14 protein-coding genes and 1 tRNA gene are annotated in these 19123 nt (G+C 52.2%); 8 read left to right on the top strand and 7 right to left on the bottom strand.

The genetic code is table 11. From position 1 onward, the window contains the following. Positions 1-142: 142 nt before the first annotated feature. Positions 143-2584: a sucrose synthase gene (locus tag NDI52_RS18495; RefSeq protein WP_190770400.1), complete on the top strand. Its 2442-nt coding sequence runs from the start codon at positions 143-145 to the stop codon at positions 2582-2584. 47 nt (positions 2585-2631) lie between these two features. Here NDI52_RS18495 and pyrE read toward each other — a convergent pair whose 3' ends face one another. Beyond that, positions 2632-3228 carry an orotate phosphoribosyltransferase gene (gene pyrE, locus NDI52_RS18490; RefSeq protein WP_190770399.1) on the bottom strand — a complete coding sequence of 199 codons (597 nt, stop codon included), beginning with the start codon at positions 3226-3228 and terminating at the stop codon, positions 2632-2634. A 487-nt stretch (positions 3229-3715) separates the two neighbouring features. Between pyrE and NDI52_RS18485 the strand changes: the two genes are divergently transcribed. Further along, on the top strand, positions 3716-5410 hold the full coding sequence (locus NDI52_RS18485; RefSeq protein WP_190770398.1) for a hypothetical protein: 1695 nt from the start codon (positions 3716-3718) through the stop codon (positions 5408-5410). Positions 5411-5491: 81 nt separating this feature from the next. Here the strand turns inward: NDI52_RS18485 and NDI52_RS18480 are convergent, their stop codons facing one another. After that, complete coding sequence (locus NDI52_RS18480; protein ID WP_190770397.1) at positions 5492-6907, bottom strand: hemolysin family protein; 1416 nt, start codon at positions 6905-6907, stop codon at positions 5492-5494. Between the two features lie 165 nt (positions 6908-7072). Beyond that, on the bottom strand, positions 7073-7357 hold the full coding sequence (locus tag NDI52_RS18475) for a hypothetical protein (RefSeq protein WP_190770431.1): 285 nt from the start codon (positions 7355-7357) through the stop codon (positions 7073-7075). An 87-nt stretch (positions 7358-7444) separates the two neighbouring features. Here NDI52_RS18475 and NDI52_RS18470 point away from each other — a divergent pair. Continuing rightward, positions 7445-7517, top strand: a tRNA-Ile gene (locus tag NDI52_RS18470). Between the two features lie 239 nt (positions 7518-7756). Here the strand turns inward: NDI52_RS18470 and NDI52_RS18465 are convergent. Further along, entirely contained in the window at positions 7757-8215 is a 459-nt protein-coding gene (locus NDI52_RS18465; RefSeq protein WP_190770396.1) for an EVE domain-containing protein, read from the bottom strand. A gap of 862 nt (positions 8216-9077) precedes the next feature. Between NDI52_RS18465 and NDI52_RS18460 the strand changes: the two genes are divergently transcribed. Together NDI52_RS18460 and NDI52_RS18455 are read left to right on the top strand one after the other, a co-directional pair. Beyond that, entirely contained in the window at positions 9078-11498 is a 2421-nt protein-coding gene (locus NDI52_RS18460; RefSeq protein WP_190770395.1) for a right-handed parallel beta-helix repeat-containing protein, read from the top strand. Positions 11499-11853: 355 nt separating this feature from the next. After that, a complete protein-coding gene (locus NDI52_RS18455) occupies positions 11854-13461 on the top strand; it encodes a right-handed parallel beta-helix repeat-containing protein (protein WP_190770394.1) in 1608 nt (535 codons plus the stop codon). Positions 13462-13578: 117 nt separating this feature from the next. Here NDI52_RS18455 and NDI52_RS18450 read toward each other — a convergent pair whose 3' ends face one another. Next, positions 13579-14526, bottom strand: coding sequence for a glycosyltransferase family A protein (locus tag NDI52_RS18450; RefSeq protein ID WP_190770393.1), 948 nt, complete (start codon positions 14524-14526; stop codon positions 13579-13581). A gap of 232 nt (positions 14527-14758) precedes the next feature. On the opposite strand from NDI52_RS18450, the gene NDI52_RS18445 reads away from it, so the two are divergent. Both NDI52_RS18445 and pgsA read left to right on the top strand, forming a co-directional pair. Beyond that, a complete protein-coding gene (locus tag NDI52_RS18445) occupies positions 14759-15571 on the top strand; it encodes a WecB/TagA/CpsF family glycosyltransferase (RefSeq protein ID WP_190770392.1) in 813 nt (270 codons plus the stop codon). A gap of 110 nt (positions 15572-15681) precedes the next feature. Beyond that, on the top strand, positions 15682-16203 hold the full coding sequence (gene pgsA / locus NDI52_RS18440) for a CDP-diacylglycerol--glycerol-3-phosphate 3-phosphatidyltransferase (RefSeq protein ID WP_190770391.1): 522 nt from the start codon (positions 15682-15684) through the stop codon (positions 16201-16203). A gap of 171 nt (positions 16204-16374) precedes the next feature. On the opposite strand, the gene NDI52_RS18435 is transcribed toward pgsA, so the two are convergent. Continuing rightward, positions 16375-16500 carry a hypothetical protein gene (locus NDI52_RS18435; RefSeq protein WP_277874352.1) on the bottom strand — a complete coding sequence of 42 codons (126 nt, stop codon included), beginning with the start codon at positions 16498-16500 and terminating at the stop codon, positions 16375-16377. On the opposite strand from NDI52_RS18435, the gene NDI52_RS18430 reads away from it, so the two are divergent. Continuing rightward, positions 16499-16960 (top strand): YbhB/YbcL family Raf kinase inhibitor-like protein, encoded by a 462-nt coding sequence (locus tag NDI52_RS18430; RefSeq protein WP_190770390.1) that lies wholly within the window; start codon positions 16499-16501, stop codon positions 16958-16960. The genes NDI52_RS18435 and NDI52_RS18430 overlap by 2 nt on opposite strands. A gap of 153 nt (positions 16961-17113) precedes the next feature. Here the strand turns inward: NDI52_RS18430 and NDI52_RS18425 are convergent, their stop codons facing one another. Next, positions 17114-18955: an N-acetylmuramoyl-L-alanine amidase gene (locus tag NDI52_RS18425; protein ID WP_190770389.1), complete on the bottom strand. Its 1842-nt coding sequence runs from the start codon at positions 18953-18955 to the stop codon at positions 17114-17116. Positions 18956-19123 lie beyond the last annotated feature (168 nt).

Here is a 19123-nt window from a genome sequence, read left to right as displayed (position 1 = left end):
AAATGGATTATATCGAGCGATAGAGCCTGACGAATTGCATACAAAACTATCTCCGTCTAGAAGCGAATTTTAAGCAAAAAATACTACCCATTCCCAATATCGTGCGTTAGCCTAGCCCTAGCAAAATTACCCGGTGATGCCTATGTTTGAACCGCTGCACGCCGTTCTAGAAAGTTCTGAAAAAACTGCTCTACGAGAGTTTTTATACCAGCTCCACCAGGGAGATAAGCGCTACTACCTGCGGAATGAAGTTCTGCTGGCATTTCATCAATTTTGCAATGGGCATACGGCTCAGAAATCTTCTCAAGGCAACGAGCTGGACTGCAATCAACTAGAGCTTTTAAATCATTTGATTCAAAAAATTCAGGAAGTTATTTTTGAAAATCATACAGCCTGCATAATTGTTCGGCCAGGAATTGCTTCTGAAGAAGCTTACTGGCTTTTTGAGGATGGAACTGCGGAGCAGACAGCCCCGAAAGAACTATTGGAATTGCGCGATCGCCTCGTCAATCACTACCATCCCGACGAGGGCGATTTATTAGAAATTGATGTGCAATCGTTTTACGATTACTCTCCTCTCATTCGCGACCCTAAAAATATTGGTCGAGGAGTGGAATTTCTAAATCGCTACTTGTCGAGTAAGCTGTTTCAGTACTCACAGCAATGGCAACAAGTCCTCTTTCAATTTCTGCAATTACACTCCCATCAAGGGATGCAGTTGCTATTAAATCAGCGTGTAGAATCACCCACTCATCTTTCCGCGCAGGTTAAAAGAGCCCTCGAATTTTTGAAGCGCTATCAACCTGACGAATCCTACTCGAAATTTCGGTTTGATCTGCAATCCTTAGGGTTTGAGCCAGGTTGGGGTAATACTGTGGGACGGGTATGCGAGTCCCTTGAGTTGCTGGATGAACTACTCGATTCCCCAGATCCAAAAGCGCTGGAATCGTTCCTTTCCCGCATTCCAATGATCTTTCGGATTGTGCTGGTTTCGGTGCATGGTTGGTTTGGGCAGGAGGGCGTACTGGGACGACCTGATACTGGCGGCCAGGTTGTTTATGTGCTGGATCAAGCCCGTAGCCTGGAAAAGCAACTGAAGGAAGATATGGAGCTGGCGGGGCTGACCCCAGATGAGGCCCTGCCGAAGGTGATCATCCTGTCCCGCCTAATTCCTAACAGCGATGGAACACGTTGCGATCAACCTCGTGAAAAGGTACATGGTACCGACAATGTCTGGATTGTGCGGGTGCCCTTCCGCGACTTCAACCCCAACCTGTCACAAAACTGGATTTCCCGCTTTGAAATCTGGAGCTTCCTGGAAACCTTCGCGGTCGATTCTGAGAAGGTACTGCTGGCAGAGTTCCAGGGACGGCCTGATCTCATTCTGGGTAACTACACCGACGGTAACCTGGTGGCCTTTCTACTATCCCGCCGCTTGAAGGTAACCAACGGCATCATCGCCCATGCCCTAGAAAAATCGAAGTACCTGTTCAGCAACCTGTACTGGCAGGAAATGGAGGATCAGTATCACTTCTCCCTGCAATTTACAGCGGATCTGATCGCCATGAACGCGGCAGATTTCGTCATCAGCAGCACCTACCAGGAAATTGTGGGAACCGCAGAAACCCGTGGTCAGTATGAGTCTTACCGCACGTTTACCATGCCTGACTTGTACCACGTTATGCATGGGGTGCAGTTGGCGAGCCCGAAGTTCAACGTGGTGCCGCCTGGGGTGAATGAGAGTTATTTCTTCCCTTATACGAAGGGGAGCGATCGCCACGCAGGGGAAATCGAACGGCTCACCGAACTGCTGTTTACTCGTCAAGAACCCGACAGCATCGTAGGGCAACTGGACGACCCCAGTAAGCCTCCTATCTTTTCTATGGCCCGACTGGATCGGATTAAAAATCTCACCGGGTTAGTAGAAGCCTTCGGCCAGAGCCCCGAACTACAGGCACGCTGCAATCTGATTATCATTGCGGGCAAAACCCGTACCGAGGAAACCAGCGACGCTGAGGAAGCTGACGAAATCGTCAAAATGCACAACCTGATTCAGCAGCACAACCTCTGGGGTAAAATTCGCTGGCTGGGGGTACGTCTCTCGAAAACTGATTCTGGCGAAGTGTACCGCATTATTGCCGACCACCACGGGGTCTTCGTGCAGCCTGCCCTGTTTGAAGCCTTTGGCCTAACGGTATTGGAGGCCATGATTTCCGGCCTTCCCACCTTTGCGACGGAGTTCGGTGGCCCTCTGGAGATTATTCACAACGGTTCGAATGGGTTCTACATCAACCCCACCCAACCTCAACAGATGGCCGATGTTATGCTCGACTTCTTCTCGAAGTGTGAGCAGCAACCCGACCTCTGGCAACAGGTTTCAGAGCGGGCGATCGATCGCGTCTACTCTACGTACACCTGGCGCATTCATACCAGTAAACTCCTTTCCCTGGCCCGCATCTACGGCTTCTGGGACTACACCTCCCAGGACAACCGCGAGGATCTCCTGCGGTACATGGAAACTCTGTTCCAACTCCTGTTTAAGCCTCGGGCTAAGGCCTTGCTGGAGCAGCAACGGTATCGGTAAGGATTTTTGAGAGTAACTGAGCGGCGCTTTGCGCCGCTCAGTTACGATTAGGAGTTCTGCGATCGCCACTCCCCCTGAATATCCTGAATCGTAAAGAGCGAGTGAAAGGTTAATCCACGTTCCTGATATAGCTCTGCTCCACCCTGCTGGCGATCCACCAGAGCTAAAATGTGCGAAACCTTATAACCGGCTGCTTCCAATCGATCTACGGCTTTGAGGGCAGACTGGCCTGTTGTCACCACATCCTCTAACACCGCCACAGAACTACCCGGGGGAAGCGTGGGGCCTTCAATATAGGCCTGGGTACCGTGGCCCTTTGCTTCCTTGCGTACGATGAGAGCGGTGAGCGATCGCCCCTCATAGGCCGCTGCCACACTGGTTGCTGTGACCAGAGGATCCGCTCCCAGGGTTAAACCGGCAACGGCGATCGCCTCCTCAGGCACCTGGGCTAACAGCAGTCGCCCCACAGCCAGACCTCCCCACGCATGGAGCGTGACCTGTTTGCCATTGATGTAATAGGAGCTGGTCTGCCCAGAGGATAGGGTAAATTCCCCCTCCTTGTAGGCAACCTCAGCGAAGAGGGTGAGCACTTTTTGACGCAGGGTTGGCAGATCCAGGGTTGCCAGGGAAGCAAGGTCAGACATGATTGAGAATTGATTGAAGCCAATGGTGATAGTAGCACTCTGGGCACCCGGATCTTGCAGCGATCGCCATTTTTCGGAGTAACTGCATCCTCCCCGAAGGCAGGACTGACATAACCTCAGCGTGGCCCAAGGGCGTTTTCAAGTGCTGTGCAAGACAGCAATTCTCATTTTGGAATCCAACCCGAAAATAGCCCGCCTTCGGCGGGCTATTTTCGGGCTTCAAAGCTGAGAGTTCGTGCCCGAAGGGCAGGAACTCTCAGCTTTGAAGCTCATACTGAAAATTGCTGTGTGCAAGACGTGACCCTTGAAAACATCCACTTTTGCGTGCGTGTCGCGCCTACAAAGATGAGCACTTCGGCTTATTCCGAAGTGGGGTGATGTAATCCCTGAAAGGGCAGAAAGAGAGGGGATTTCCTCCTGAAGCTAGTTCCAGAGAGCGTTTCCAGTTTTCGAAAATAGGATTGAGTTTGTGGTATCGGATGGGCTTATGTCACCGCTGAAATCTGAAATGCTGGAACCAGCCAAGAATTTAGATCTGGAGGCGATCGCCCACCTGATCAACCAGCGTCTTGTTCAAGCATCGCCAGAGTGCGAATTTTTAACGAAAGCCACTCTGAAAGGAACGTGTCTCTACCTGCGAATTGAGGCTGTGAAGGCACCAGAGCTAAAGGGGGCGATCGCCACTGTTCAATCGGTTCTGGTAGACCTGGCCCTCACCGATATTCGACAAGCTCGTATTTACGGATGGGTGAAAGGCGAAGACTTCCCCGCCTGGCAGGAGGAACTGAAGCTGCCTAAGACATTTTCTAGCGCTCATCACACCTGGTTAGATGCAGTGCGTAACTCACTCCCTAAACTTCCACACCTTGGTAAAACTCATGCCTCACAGCCTGCTACGCCCTCGACTGGCCGGGAAGCCGAGGATGCAGCGACGGCTCAACTTGAGTTAGCACAGGAGGCCCAGACCACATCCTGGTGGGACTCGGTGACAGGGGTGGTATCCGGTGCTGTGGGTACCGTTGGTGAGTTAGCAAATCATAGTGGAAAAGCGATTACCACATCAGTCAGTGGGGCCGCTGAGGCAGTGGGTCATGCAGCCCAGCAAACGGGAAAAGTGGTCAGCGGTACCGTGACTGGCGCGGCAGGGGCCGTTGGTCAAGCCGCTCAGCAAACGGGAAAAGTCCTGGCGAATACGACCCATGGAGCGATGAGTGCGGTGGGATATGCCACGGATACCGTTGGCGAGGTCGTCGACCAGATGGATTGGTTGGTTCCTGTTCTGGATCGGGTGGATATTGTCAAAGCGGAGGAAAGCGTGCGACGGCTTCAGGCCAAGCATCCCAATGAACCGCCTCGAGCGATCGCCCACCGCATCATGATGCAGAAAGCCCTCCTGGTTAGCGGGACTGGGGCTGCCAGTAGCTTTATTCCGGGCATGGTGGCTCTGGATCTGGCGGCGACCACGGTGCTTCAGGCGGAAATGGGATACCAGATCGCAGGAGCCTATGGGTTGGATCTTCGGGACCCGGCTCGGAAAGGGGAAATTTTGGCCATCTTTGGGTTGGCCCTGGGTGGCAGCTATGCGTTGCGGGCCGGGTTGGGCATGATGCGCCTTGTCCCTGTGGCAGGGGCCGTAGTGGGGGCCAGTACGAATGCAGTGGCGCTCTACACCGTGGGGCATGTGGCCTGCCAGTTCTACGAAGCTCGGGCGGAGGATACAGCGCCGAAAACCCTGGTGGATGCGGCTCAGCAGGAACGGGATGCGTATTTGCAGGAGGCGATCGCCCAGCAAATTGCCATGGATCAAATCCTTGCCCACATGGTTCGTGCCAGCGCACCAAACCTAACCTGGCAGGAAACCCTTCCAGAACTGCAACGGCTCAATTTCAGCCCTGTCTCCCTAAAAGTGATTACCGACAATCACAGCCATCCCACTCCCCTGGAAACGCTTTTAGTAGAGATTAATCAGGATTTTGCGGTACCCCTGCTGGCCCAATGCCGGCAGATTGCTGAAGCCGACGGTATCGTTACCGAAGAAGAATCAAAAGTTCTTGACCAGATTACCCAAACCCTGGTGCAGGATAAGGACGTGGAGAATACAACGGAATCTGCCAAGGAGTCAGTGCAGACAGTGAAGCGGGGCTTGTTCAATTTCTGGAAGCGATCGGGTAAGCCGTCTTAAGCAATGCCATAACAGTTACGGCAGGAATGTTTCGCGAAACGTCCCTGCCGTAACTGTTATGGTCAGTGGGATGGGCTATGGCTAATTAGACTCGTTACGGTCGTGGTGGGCGATTGCCTCCCCTTCCAACGGTTCAGTCGGGTGCACAGGATCCGGCAACCGTTGAATACGAATTTGATGGAGACGAGGGCCAACGACGGAGGCCACCGTGATGTCAAGGTTGTTGTACCGCAGGTTTTCACCCTGCGCTGGAATTTTTTGCAATTGGTGAATCATGAACCCACCCAGGGTTTGATAAGCCTCGGTAGTGGGGAGGTCAAGTTCCAGTAACTCGTTGACCTCATCCAGGTTCATCTGAGCCTGCACTAACATCGTGCCATCTTCCAAAATTTGAATGGGAGATTCTTCTGTCGAATTTGGGGACTCTTCGGCGTACCCGATGATCTGCTCCGTGACATCCTCCAACGTCACCAGGCCCGCGGTGCCACCAAATTCATCGGCTACCATCATCAACGTCAGCCCAGATTCCTGCATCAAATGGAGCAACTCGCTCAGTTGTAGATGTTCAGGGACAAAGCGTGTGGGCTGAAGCCAGTTAGAGATGGAGCTATCCAGGGTCGTAAAGGTATCAACCAGGGCACCGACGACATCCTTGAAATAAATCGTGCCAACAACATGGTCTAGCGACTCACCAATAACGGGGTAGCGGGAATAGCCAGCATCATTGACTTGATGGAGGAAATCCCGCAGGGTTGCATCCTGTGGGATGGCCACAATGCTAATGCGAGGAACCATCACTTCCCGGACGGTGACGTCAGCGAACTCCAGGACGTTCGTCAGCAGTTCACGCTCATCCTCCTCCAGTTCAGGAGACGCGCTGGAGGTTTGGATAATCAATTGCAGCTCTTCAGGGGTAACCCGGCTGGACCAGATTTGACCATCGCTGCGGATGCCAAAGAGCCGCAGTAACCAACGGGTGGATTGGTTCAAGACCCAGATAAAGGGGTTAAAGAAGCGAGCGATCGCCAAACTCGGGGGTCCCAAAAAACGGGCCACTTGCTCAGGGTAGAGCAGTGCCAGGGACTTAGGACACAGTTCTCCCAACACAATCTGTAGGTAGGCTACCAGCAAAAAGGCTACCGGAATGGAAACCATGTGCACGATAGTACCGTTCAGGGTTGCCGCCAGGAGAACGGCGACCGTTTTTTCACCAATCCAACCTAAAGCCAGGCTGGAGAGGGTAATACCCAATTGGGCTGTCGACAGCATGCGGTCGATGCTGCGCTGGAGATCCTGCACAGTACGAGCCTGTACATCTCCAGCTGAGGCCAATTGATTAATGCGCGACTGCCGTACCGAGACAATCGAAAACTCGGCGGCTACAAAGAAGGCATTAATGGCAATGAGGAGAAAAACTGACAGCAAGCGTAGGGCGATATCCGTTCCGCTGAGAACAAAGACAGCACCGGGAGGTTCCGCTTGGGCAAGGGCAATCATTATGGAACTGGTTAAATCACGTTGATGGCTACAGGGGGCAAGATCTACTGAAAATAGAAATTACCCCAACAAACCCGTTCTAGAAGGCTCTTAGAGTCTTGAAAAGGGTTAACGTGCGTAGGCATAACCTACGAACAATCAACGCTCAGGATACTCTCTAAACTGCTATACGGGTAAGTGTGACACAGAGGCTTCGGCTCCCTGGGCAGAACTCTGCATTTGGGTCTTCACTTCTTCTAAAATCTTTGACTCGGGAATAATTTCAAAGGCTTTACTTTTGGCTGTATTGCCTCCCTCCTCGCCGACAGTGGTGGGTCGAACATCGGGCTGCGTGACTCCTTTCAGGGCTTCACGGCCCATAGAATACCCCCAGGCGGCACTGACGACACCGGCACCAACCATCAAGGCCAGCAAAATTAATGTCAGGGCAACGGTCGAATTTACTTTCATTCCGTGGTTCCAAATAATTCTGGAGCAATAATGGGGTTGACTACCTGCAACCTCGATCTACAATTAAATCCTAAATTAAAAATTTAGCCAGGGTTGGCCGAGCGGTTTAGGCAGCGAACTCATAATTCGCCTCAGGCAGGTTCAACCCCTGCACCCTGGACTTTCATCAATTCCCGTTGAATCACACCCACATCCGGATCAAGATTTTGCCTGAAGCTTCTACCAGGCAAATCGGGTCCAGATTCGGACATGGCAGTTCAAAAGCTGGTGTTCCTGTAGAGCTGTAAAACTCTTAAGGAAGTTTTATAACCTGAGGGCTTAGGCATTCTTGTTGCATGTGGTGTGCTTAGAACATCACATGCAACAAGAATGCCTAAGCCCTGAGCTGAATGGTGATTTTTATGAGTGTCGGGCGATCGCCAAAATTTTCTCAGCAACAGGGTCATCTACAGGCATCACCGACAATCGGTTGCCACGTCGCACTACCCAGAGTTCATCCTCGCTAAAGGTTTGTCGTAGCTGTTCCAGAGGCACCATTGTGGGGAACTGCTCCAGGAATCGGAGTGTGACAGTTTGCCAGCGGGGATTGTCTTGGGTGGATTTGGGATCGTAATACTCGCTAGCCGGGTCGAACTGAGTGGGATCGGGAACTCCGCTCTGGGCCACGGTCATCAGCCCAACAACGCCAGGGGGTTGAGTGTTGGAGTGGTAAAAGAAGACCCAGTCACCGGGCTCCATCGACCGCATAAAATTGCGAGCCTGATAATTACGAACCCCGTCCCAAAGGGTTTCTTGGTCGCGTTCCAGGTCGTTAATACTGTAGACGTCGGGTTCCGATTTCATCAGCCAATAGCGCATAGAGCGGTCTCAAATGATTTTTGAAAAGGGGGGTGGGCTAGGCCCACCCCCCTTTTCAAAAATCATTTCATAAATCACCAGGCTACGCATAGCGATAGACCTGAAAAATTGAAGAACTGCAGACAGGGTCTGATGTTGCAGGTGTTAGGCCCGGAAAAATCGGGGCTCCTGTGCGATCTTATCCGTTGATCTACGGAGAGAGTCACCACTAAAAAAGAATCCTAATTCTAATTCCAGCGATCCTCGAAGAGGATCTCCGTGCCAATACAGAGATTTTGCTTTATTTCCGCCATCAGTCTTTATCAATTCCATGGTTTTACGGTGGTGCAGAGAAAAGGTAGAACTCCTTTAAAGAGACTGCGGAAAATACGTTGTGGAAAACCCATAGAAAAATCTATGTTTTGAAAAGACAAAAATAAAACACAACCTTAAAACTACTTACGAGAATTTTTCTTCAGCCTCAAGTGGATACGTCGATTATTCTTCGTCTGCTGTATTGAATTGCGGGAATTTTTTGGTAAGGGATTGTACTGAGAGAAGGCACTACAAGTTCTTAGATTTGCGTATATCTTTTGAGGCTGTATCTGTATGCTTCAAGCAAAAGTATTGAAATTTTATTTTTTAGAAGCTGAATACTTAAAACGGCTTTTCAAAGGTCATAACCATTTTCTAAAACGACCGTGTTAACGCCTAAGCAGCGTTTTTTTGAAAGTATGTATTTATTCTAATTCGGGTATTCCTGACGAAATATTTTTAGAATGAACATTCTCATTTGGTAAATGTCCTGTGGTTGATTCAGCTTCATGAAAGCTTTATTAGAAATCTCCAGGAACACCTGGATTTAGTTCAGAGGCTTGAGACTATGAATGCTGAAAATTGGGTTAATCAGAGTGATGTCAGTGCGCTGAGTCTTACCCAGACAAGCAACACAATTGTTCCAAATACAAATGAAACTGGAACAAGTAGTAGTAGTGGATTGGATTCAACTTGGAACCAACCATTAGCTCCTTTGGGTGTGTCTTCAACGATGGGAGATACATCATTAGAACAGCTGAATTCCACTGCTATGAGTGCTGAAACACTCACAGTCGCTTCCCCGTCTACTGGCAGTCAGTTGTTATTAGGAAATACCGAAAACACTCAATTGCTTAGCAGCGGTACTCAGGATGCATTAACCCAACAAACAAGCACCAGCAGCGCTCGCCTTCGCAGCGAGAGTACCTTACGGACGTTTGCCGCGACGACGGCCTTAGCCGCTCCCAGCCCCATTCGGGTTGAAGCAGAAAACATGCAGCTAAATACCTATCGCATTGAGTCCAGTACTTTGGCTTCGGGGGGGCGTCTGGTTGGCTTGAAGGGAGTCGCTACCAATGAAGTAGGAACGGCTTCAAGCAACTTCCAGGGAGCCTCGGGTACCTACAATATCAAGATTGGGTACTTTGACGAGAATGATGGGGCAGCCCGGATTGAAACCCGCGTCGGCGGCAGCATGGTGGCAACGACTACCCTGAATCAACAGCTGGGCAGCAACGCGATGACTAGTGGCAACCGGGTCGAGCGGATTGTTGCCAGTGGAGTAACAGTTCAGCAGGGCGATCGCATTGAGCTGCGTGGGTTAGAAAACAGCGAAGAACACGCCCGCGTTGACTATGTTGAATTTATCCCGGTGAGCGCACCCCCAGCTGATACTACGGCTCCAACGGCGGCTCTGACAGCATCCAACATAACCGCTGCTAGCTCTAACAGCAAAACCTTTACCGTCGCCTATAGCGACAATGCGGGCATTGATGCTTCGACGATTGATAATGCCGATGTCCGCGTAACCGGCCCCAATGGATTTAGCCAAACCGCGACCCTGGTTAGTGTCAATAGCACGACCGATGGTACTCCCCGCACGGCGACCTACCAGGTCAATGCGCCGGGTGGAAGCTGGGACAGTGCAGACAACGGAACCTACTCGGTCGCGATGCAAACCGGAGCTGTAAATGACACCAGCGACAATAGCGTCGCGGCGGGTAGCCTCGGCTCCTTCGATGTCGCTATTCCCACGTCCGGTGGCGGTGGTGCTATTACGCCGCCTCCAGCTCCTAGCCCCCTGGCCCCTCCCGCAGGATTTGGTGCCACTGGAACGAGCAGCGGACGAATTCTCTACGTGTCTACTACGGGGAACGATAACAACTCGGGTATTAGTGCAACATCTGCCTTCCGCACAGCCTCCAAAGCACTCTCAATGGTTCGCCCCGGTGAAACTATTGTCTTTGCCGCTGGTAACTACCCATCGCTGACCATTAGCGGCAAAAATGGAACCGCCAGCGCACCCATCACGATTAAGACCTCTGGTGCTGCGGTCTTTAGTTCAGGCAGCTATAGCTCAGGGGCAGGCGTTTCCATTCGAGATAGCTCCAATATTATTCTGGATGGCGTGGTAGCGAAGCGATCGCTCTTCGGCATCATGGGTGAGCGCATCACCAACACAACTATCCGTAACTCTGAAGTGTATGACATCGGCCAGGAAGGGATTCACGTTCGTGCTCAATCCAGCTATGTTCTGATTGCCCAGAACAAGATCCATGACACGGGTATGCGGGGCGGTACCTATGCCAATTACGGTGAAGGCGTCTATGTGGGCTTCGGTGCTGCGGGTGGCGAAAATGACGGAACTCACCACGTGGCGGTGCATAGAAACGAAATCTATCGCACCAGTGTGGAGGCGATCGACCTGAAGCGAGGGTTGCACAACATCATTGCCGAGTACAACAACATCCACGACATCAATACCAAAGTTCGAGCCATCATCAACGTCATGGATGGCCCAACGGGTACAGAGTACGGCTATGTGGTGCGGGGCAATACCATTCGCAATATTTCCGGTGAAACGTATAACAGTGATGGCGTTGGGATCCGGATCTTTGGGGGCGGCGTCGATGTTTACAACAACGTCATCTCCAACGCGGAGGATGCCGGAATCCGTAACCAGGCCAGTGTCGGCGGGCCTGTTCGGATCTACAACAACACTGTCTTTAACGGTGGCACCCGCGGCAATATCGTAGATGACACCGGGAAGGCTGATATCCGCAACAACATTGGTTCTACGAAAGCGGGGAATATTGCCTCCACTGCCTCTCTGTTCATGAATGCCACGGGCGGTGATCTCCGTCTGAGTTCGTCAGCCACGGCTGCCATTAACAAGGGGACTAGCATCAGCATGGTCAACATTGATGCGGTTGGCCGGGCCCGTCCTCAAGGTGGAATCTACGATATGGGTGCTTACGAGAGCCAGTAAGCCTAAGGGTTGATACGTCAACCGAAGTTAAATCGCTATTGCCAATAGCGTTAGAGCAACAGGGGACAGAGGCTTTGCCTCTGTCCCCTGTTACCTTGTGTCAGGGCTCAGTCCACAAGGTGCAGCTTCATGGGGAATGGGTATAAGTCGCTTAACTCAATTAAACCTAAACCCCAAAATCCTGTGCTGCCCACAAAGCGGCAGCACAGGATTTTGAGGTTTATTACAAGTTTAAGATGGGAGGTTGTGTAAAGATTGCCGGTTGTCAGCTCAATATACTATGCCTAAAAAAATGAGCAGGCTATCTTAGGGAGAACTTCGGAAGATATCCAAACATCGATGTGGGGGTAACAACATGAAGCGTTTTCAGGGGTTGTTAGCATTGGTCACGTTCCTGGCGATCGCCCTCGGCTGTAGCGCTACACCGGGGCAACTGCCATCTCTCGATTTGCAGGCAGAGCCGATTCGCCAGGAGAGCGCTAACCCCTATGTGTTTCAGGTTTCCTACGGTCAGGTCCAATCCGCTCCAAATCTGCCTGCTCTGACTGACAAACTACGAATAGAAGGTCCAAATGGTTTTGCGTCAGAGGCTCACAGGGTGTCGAGGAAGGGAAATACTCTACAGTTTCAGGTGCAAGCCCCGGGCGAGCGCTGGGATGTTCAGGATAACGGCACCTATACGGTTTCCCTGAGACAAGCGGAAACGACACTCCCAATTGGACGTTTTCGGGTGGCGATCGCTGAACCGAAATCGACATCATCCGAAAATGAGGCCTTGCAACCGCTACCAGACTTTGGAGCCACAGGTCGTAGCATAGGTTCCACTTACTATGTGTCACCTACCGGGGATGATGGCAACTCTGGCACCCGCTCCAATTCACCCTTTCGGACGGCTGAGAAGGCCTTATCGATGGTTGGCCCAGGAGATACGGTGCAGTTTGCCGCAGGCACCTATGAGGCGTTGCGGATTACGGGATTGCGGGGCGAGGCAGGCAAACCCATTACGTTGCGAGGCGATCGCGATGCCCTATTCACAGCAGGTAGCCACGAACGCGATGCTGGCATTTGGATCGAGGATAGCTCTCAGGTGATTCTCGATGGATTAACCGCGCGGCGTTCACTCTGGGGAATTATGGGGGAAAAGCTGCAGCATGTGACGATCCGCAATTGTCATGTTTATGACACTGGGCAGGAGGCCGTTCATGTGCGCGATCGCTCCAGCCATATCTTAATTGCAGAGAATTCCATTCACGATACGGGCCGTCGAGGAGGCGAGTATTCCCGCTATGGTGAGGGGATTTATGTGGGAGTTGGGGCCTCGGGTGGAGACGAGGATGGAACCCATCATGTGCTGCTACACCGCAACGAGATTTTTCGTACCAGTGCCGAGGCGATCGACCTGAAGCGGGGTCTCCATGACTTGATTGCTCAATACAACAGCATCCATGACATCAATACCGAGGTGCGAGCCGCTGTTAACGTGATGGATGGGCCAACGGGCCAGGAGCATGACTACGTTGTACGCGGCAATCAAATTTACAATATCAGCGGCAAACTGCACGATTCCGATGGGACAGGAATTCGAGTCTTTGGCGGTGGTGTTGAGGTTTATAACAACGTGGTTTACAACACCGAGGCGTACGGAATTCGGAGTGAGGGGGATAAGGGGGGCGATCGCAAGATTTACTACAACACCGTCTTTAACGGTGGCAGTGAAGGGGATATTGTGGATGACAGTGGTAAGGCCGACCTCCGCAATAATATCGGTGCCTCGGAAGGCGATAACATTCCATCGCGCCAGAGTTTGTTTGTCGATGCAAATCATGGAGATTTCCGCCTGTCGGAATCAGCTACCTCCGCAATTGACCAGGGGCATGCCCTTACGGACATCACGACCGACATTATGGGAGGCGCTCGCCCGTTAGGACGCGGCTATGACCTAGGAGCCTACGAGAACTGGTAGGGAATATTTCAAAGGTGTGGATGGGGTGTGTGGAAAGGGGCACTTCGTGCCCCTTTCCACACACCCCTAGTAGAAAGCGAGGCTGGCTCCGTCAGCCTCGCTTTCTGGGTGAGTTACTTATGAGGACATCAAAACCAGCCGATTCTCCTCCCAAACGGGGGCTTGTTGCTGATCTAACTCATAAGTCGCCTTCGTTTTGCCCTTAAATAGGCAATTCCAGTGATATCGGCGGATAAAACTGCGGAATTCGCGATCGCTATACCTTGGCTTCCCAGCCAACATACTGCTAAAAAAGCCCCACCACATCGCTAAACCGCCAATAATCAAAGGCGGATGGGCCAGACGATAGATAGAACTGGCGGTCATATAGGGCAGGCTGGTGCCCATGAAATACTGACCGTAGCCGTGACGCATACGACCAGCCAGAATACTTTTATGGCTGGAACCCATAGCCCGCAGGTGAATAAAACGAATTTCAGGCTCATCCCAGCTACAGGCAATCCAACCTTTCATGCGGCAGCGGTGGCAGTCGATAGTGTCCCACATGACTTCGCGCACAAAGCCACCAATCTGCTCAAAGCAGGCGCGGCGGTAGAACTTGATCATGCCAACGGCCGTCTCATCACCGCACTTTTCGCTAATCAGGTTTCCGTTCTCCCCATAAAAATAGGGCTTGCCACTACACACTCCAATCCGAGGGTTCGCCTCCATGCGCTGCAACATGGTTTCGAAGTAGGTAGATGGGATATCGAGATCCACGTCAATTTTGCAAATGTAGTTGTAGTTTTCGTCGGGCCGAATGCTGTCGTAACCGACGTAAAAGGCTTCAATGACGCCAGGGCCCACGGAACGGGCACCGCGATCGCGCCGGGTAATGACTTGAATAAAGGGGTATTTGCGAGCCGCTTCCGCCAAAATTTGTGGGGAAGCGTCCGTCGAGCCATCATCCACGATGATCCATTTTTTGGGAAGGACGGTTTGGGCACCGATGGAATCGATGGTTTTTTGCATGTAAGCCGCTTCGTCGCGGCAAGGACTGATCAGAATGTAATCTCTGGATGCCATGGAACTGCCCACCTAACGCGTCTGGGTCTCGAATTTATTTAAAGATTCGCCATGATAGCACCCGCAAATTAGCCCTGTTTCCACCGTCAAGACCATATTTTCACGGAGAATAGCCAGAAACTTTACAAGAAACTTATGAATTGTGAAGGGACCATGAGGAATCCCAGAAGCATTCCTGAAGTCGGCGATGAGATCGTTACTATCTTGCCAGATGCTGTAGGATGGTGCCCCTATGTGTGCGATCGCCACAAATGAACCTCAACGTGTCAGTATTTGCAATGTTGATATTGACCGCTATAGCTTTCAAGAAACCGTCGATCAGGTCATCGAAGCGGCGATCGCGGGAGGACCACCTCGCTATGTGGTCACCCCCAACGCCCACCATACGGTGATGTTGCAAGAAGACGCTTACTTCCGCGAGGTTTACAAACACGCTTATCTCTCGGTGCCCGATGGTGTTCCCCTCCTGTGGGCTGGGAAACTTTTGGGTCGACCTTTGAAAGGCCGGGTAAACGGTACCGATTTGTTTGAAGCCGTATGTGCTGCTGCCGCTTTACGAGGCTTACGCGTATTCCTATTGGGGGGCCGTCCAGGGGCGGCTGATGCGGCCGCAGATCTGCTGAAAACTCGCAACCCTGGTCTGACTATCGCCGGAACCTACTGCCCACCCTATGGGTTTGAGCGCGATCGCCAGGAACTCGAACATATCAACACCCTCATTCGCGAAGCTCAACCCCACATTCTTTTCGTTGGTTTGGGAGCCCCTAAGCAAGAAAACTGGATGTACGAGCAATACCAGGCGATTGGCGTGCCCATTTCTCTGGGCATTGGGGTCAGCTTCGAGCTTGTATCGGGCATGGTGCAGCGCGCTCCACGATGGATGCAGGTAACGGGCATGGAATGGTTGTTCCGCCTGTTTATGGAACCCCAACGTCTCTGGAAGCGCTACATCGTCGGCAACACCGTATTTTGCTGGCTAGTGCTGAAACAATACCTGGGCCTACTTAAACCTCCCACAACTCAAAGCAGCGCTCGGGCAAGCTAAGAAGAGGGATTTGGGCGGCACCGAGGGCCGACCAAATCCTTTGTTGGGCTTTATGTTTATGCGTCCGGAGTTGATATAAGGTTGAAGACGTTAGCTTGAGCTACGCGTCTATGAATTTACCGACCTGGATTACCGTTTCGCGGCTGCTGGGAGTTCCCTTCCTGCTGGTACTGTTGCATCAACCTACAGGACAAATGCGGTGGATTGCTGCCGTTCTCTTCCTTGTAGCAGCGGGAACAGATTGGCTGGATGGCTATCTCGCGCGACGCTTGAATCAGGTGACCGATCTGGGCAAATTTTTAGATCCCCTGGTAGATAAACTGCTGGTGTTGGCTCCCTTGCTCATGCTGATTGAGCTGGGTCAGATATCTGCCTGGGGCGTATTTTTAATACTGGCGCGAGAGTTGGCGATCGCCGGGTGGCGGGTCAGTCAACCCAAGGTTTCTGGGGCAAACATTTGGGGCAAGCTGAAAACGGTGACCCAAATTGCGGCGATCGCCCTTCTCATTGCACCTCCCACAGCCTCTAGCGTTCTGGCGCAGGGGATGTTTTGGGCGGCGATCGCCCTCACGCTGATTTCAGGCTTAATCTATCTGCTCCCTCCTGCTCCTGCAACATCTTCAAGTCCTTGAGGGGAAACGACAGCGGTTTTATTTCAAATCCGTGAATGCCAGGACGAAACGGGGCACGAAGTACCCCGTTTCGTCCTGGCATTCACGGATTTCGCTATGTATCTCTATTGGCAGAGGAGTGAGACCTGGCAATATGCGCCACCTGTGGGAGGAAAAGATTGGTCTAGCTGCTTAGGCTGATGGCATAGTCACGTTTACAACAGCTTGCATTGCCCGTCCCAGACGCCCTTTAACGAGATACTTCAGCGTTTGTCTGAGGGCGATCGCCAACCCATCACCCTTTGCCGTTACACCCATGCATCTGTATAGCTCAGAATTTTTAACAGGAACATCCATCCCGTTCAAATATACCTGTGATGGTGAAAACCAGTCCCCGCCTCTCAACTGGCAAGATCCACCGGCTGAAACTCAGAGTTTTGCCTTAATCGCCTATGATCACGATGCGCCTGAAGGCAAATTTACGCACTGGGTTCTCTACAACTTACCTGCAGATCAACGAGATTTAGCAGAAGGCGTTGCAAAGCAAGAAGCATTACATCACGGTGTGAAGCAAGGCAAAAATGACTTTGGCGAGATGGGTTTTGGTGGTCCTTGTCCGGCCAATGGCACTCATCGTTATTTCTTCAAGCTCTATGCCCTCGATCAACCTCTAGATTTGGCCTCAGGAGCAACCAAAGAGGAGGTTTTGCAGGCCATGGACGGGCATGTATTGGATGCAGCAGAGCTGATGGGTTTGTACGGTAGAGCGAGTTTCTAAGGCGATCGCTCTATTAATTGGGGTGGTCATTTCCCTGCGTTTCGCGCACGAAAATGACCACCCTTTCAGCAAGCTTTGAAGCAACGCCTTGATACGTGGGTCATCCATATGCGACCGAATAGATTTCATGCTAGCTCTGCTTGCCTGGCACCCTTAACGGGATCCATTTTCGAGTAGCCACTGGGTAATCCCATCGGCCAGCGTATCAGCGAGAGCCACCTGCTCTTCAGGATTTGTGATCCACTCAAACTCATTGGGGTTAATCATAAATCCCAGCTCCAGCAGGACAGCAGGAGCCACATAGGGACGGGTCAATGCCAGGTTGTTCCAGAACACCCCGTAGGAGGGGCGATCGCGCTCCTCCACGAGATAGTTGTGCAAAAACACGGCCAGGCTATGGCTTTGTGATTGATACCAAAACGTCCCAACCCCTGCTGTATTCTCCGCATCGCCCGCATCCGGCAGAGCGTTGTAATGAATGCTCAGAGCCAAATTTGGAGCCATGTCCTGAATCATTTGAGCCCGCTCATTCGGCCCCAAATCCACATCTGCATCGCGGGTCATGATAATGGAGGCTCCTCGTTGTTGCAGGCGATCGCGCAACAACCGCGTCACAGTCAATGCCACATCCTTTTCCGGCGTGCCATTCGGCCCCACAGACCCACTATCCTCTGGCCCACCATGCCCTGGATCGAGCAAAATCGTGATGCCGTTCAACGGCTGCTCTGAGTCAGGATAAACCCGAGGCGGATGTCGCAGTGCCAGCACTAACGTCGTACCCTCATACCGCAATCGGTATCCCCACTGCTGATCCGATTTTAGGGCAAATTGGTACTGTATCTGCTCGGGTGCTGGTTGCGTCCAATCCAACCGCTGGATCACTGGGTCATCATTCAGAGCAATGGTATCGGTCTGCGCAGTGGTGTTGTACAGGGTGAGGGTGAAGCGATCGCCCTCCTGAAACACCGCAAGGGGTACCGGCACCTGCAACGGAAACCTCACCTCTGTCCAATCCCCTGTATTACGAGACGTAATTCCCCGAATCAGACTTCGCGGCGGCACAGAGCCCGGAATGACTCGCACATCGGTATCCCGAATCCACGCCCCATAATCCATCTGATACCAGTTAGCCTCCCGTCCGATGACTGCGGCACGGGTACCCCGAGGCAGCGGCGTTAACCGAGAATAGTCGGTGCTGGGGCCAGTGCGGGCAGTACCCCCCTCAGCAGTGACTTCGATGATTTGTGGCAACTCCTGTTGCAGTACGCTAACCTGGCCTGGGCCTTGCTGAGTCACTTGCTGCCCATTCTGTTCCAGGGTGAATTGGGGGTAGCCAAGGGCGATCGCTTCTCCAGCTTGACCTGAACGAGGAGCTGTCGCACTTCCCATGAAACTACCAAGCACACCGCACCCCTCATAGGTTTGCGCAACGCTAGGGGCTGTCGGTTGGTTCTGATTCGTTAAAACGGCGGAATTAGGGGGTAGTTGAGTGGGTGCAGGTTGTGGCAGAAGAGTTACGGTACGGCTGCCCAATGTGACTGAGACTAGAGATGCAGGGGGGGCGACCGCCCCAAAACAAACCAGCGCATCCGGGAACTGAGCAACATCCTGGGCCGGGGTCAGGCTTCCCTCCGCAAACGCCGTTCCTTCGGGCAGCACAGGCTGATCTGTCTGCCGCACCACACGCAACGTTAAAGTTTCAGTGCCCTGCTGGAGGGTGAACACATTCTCTCCCACCTGTAGCGGAAAACTGGGAGCAAAATGCCCTGCAGGGCTACGAGCGATCGCTTCTCCATTTACCGTAATAGGCTGGTTCGGAGCCCCTGTACCGACAAGGAAAATCTGAGCCGCCGTGGTCTCATATCCATCGCTTGGATACACAACACGCAAAGGACTTTCAGCATAAGCCACAGCATGAACTCCAAAGGGAAGGATCAGGGCAACGGCTCCTGCAATCCAAGGCTTCCAACTTACCCTTTCCAAACGCTGAACCATGGTTCCCAACCCCAAGCCAATTTCTACGGTGCGTCCGATTTACGAACACGACCCTGGTTTATCCGAATCATCTTAATATCACCTGATACTGTTTTTATGTAAGGCTGCACAGAATGGGAGGTGTAATACTCACGCATTACACCTCCCATTCTGTGCAGCCTCATACTT

The organism is Leptolyngbya sp. PL-A3 (assembly GCF_039962325.1).
GTDB lineage: Bacteria > Cyanobacteriota > Cyanobacteriia > Elainellales > Elainellaceae > Vacuolonema.
Note: the sequence above shows the minus strand (reverse complement) of the source record. Positions and strands in the feature narration are given on the sequence as shown.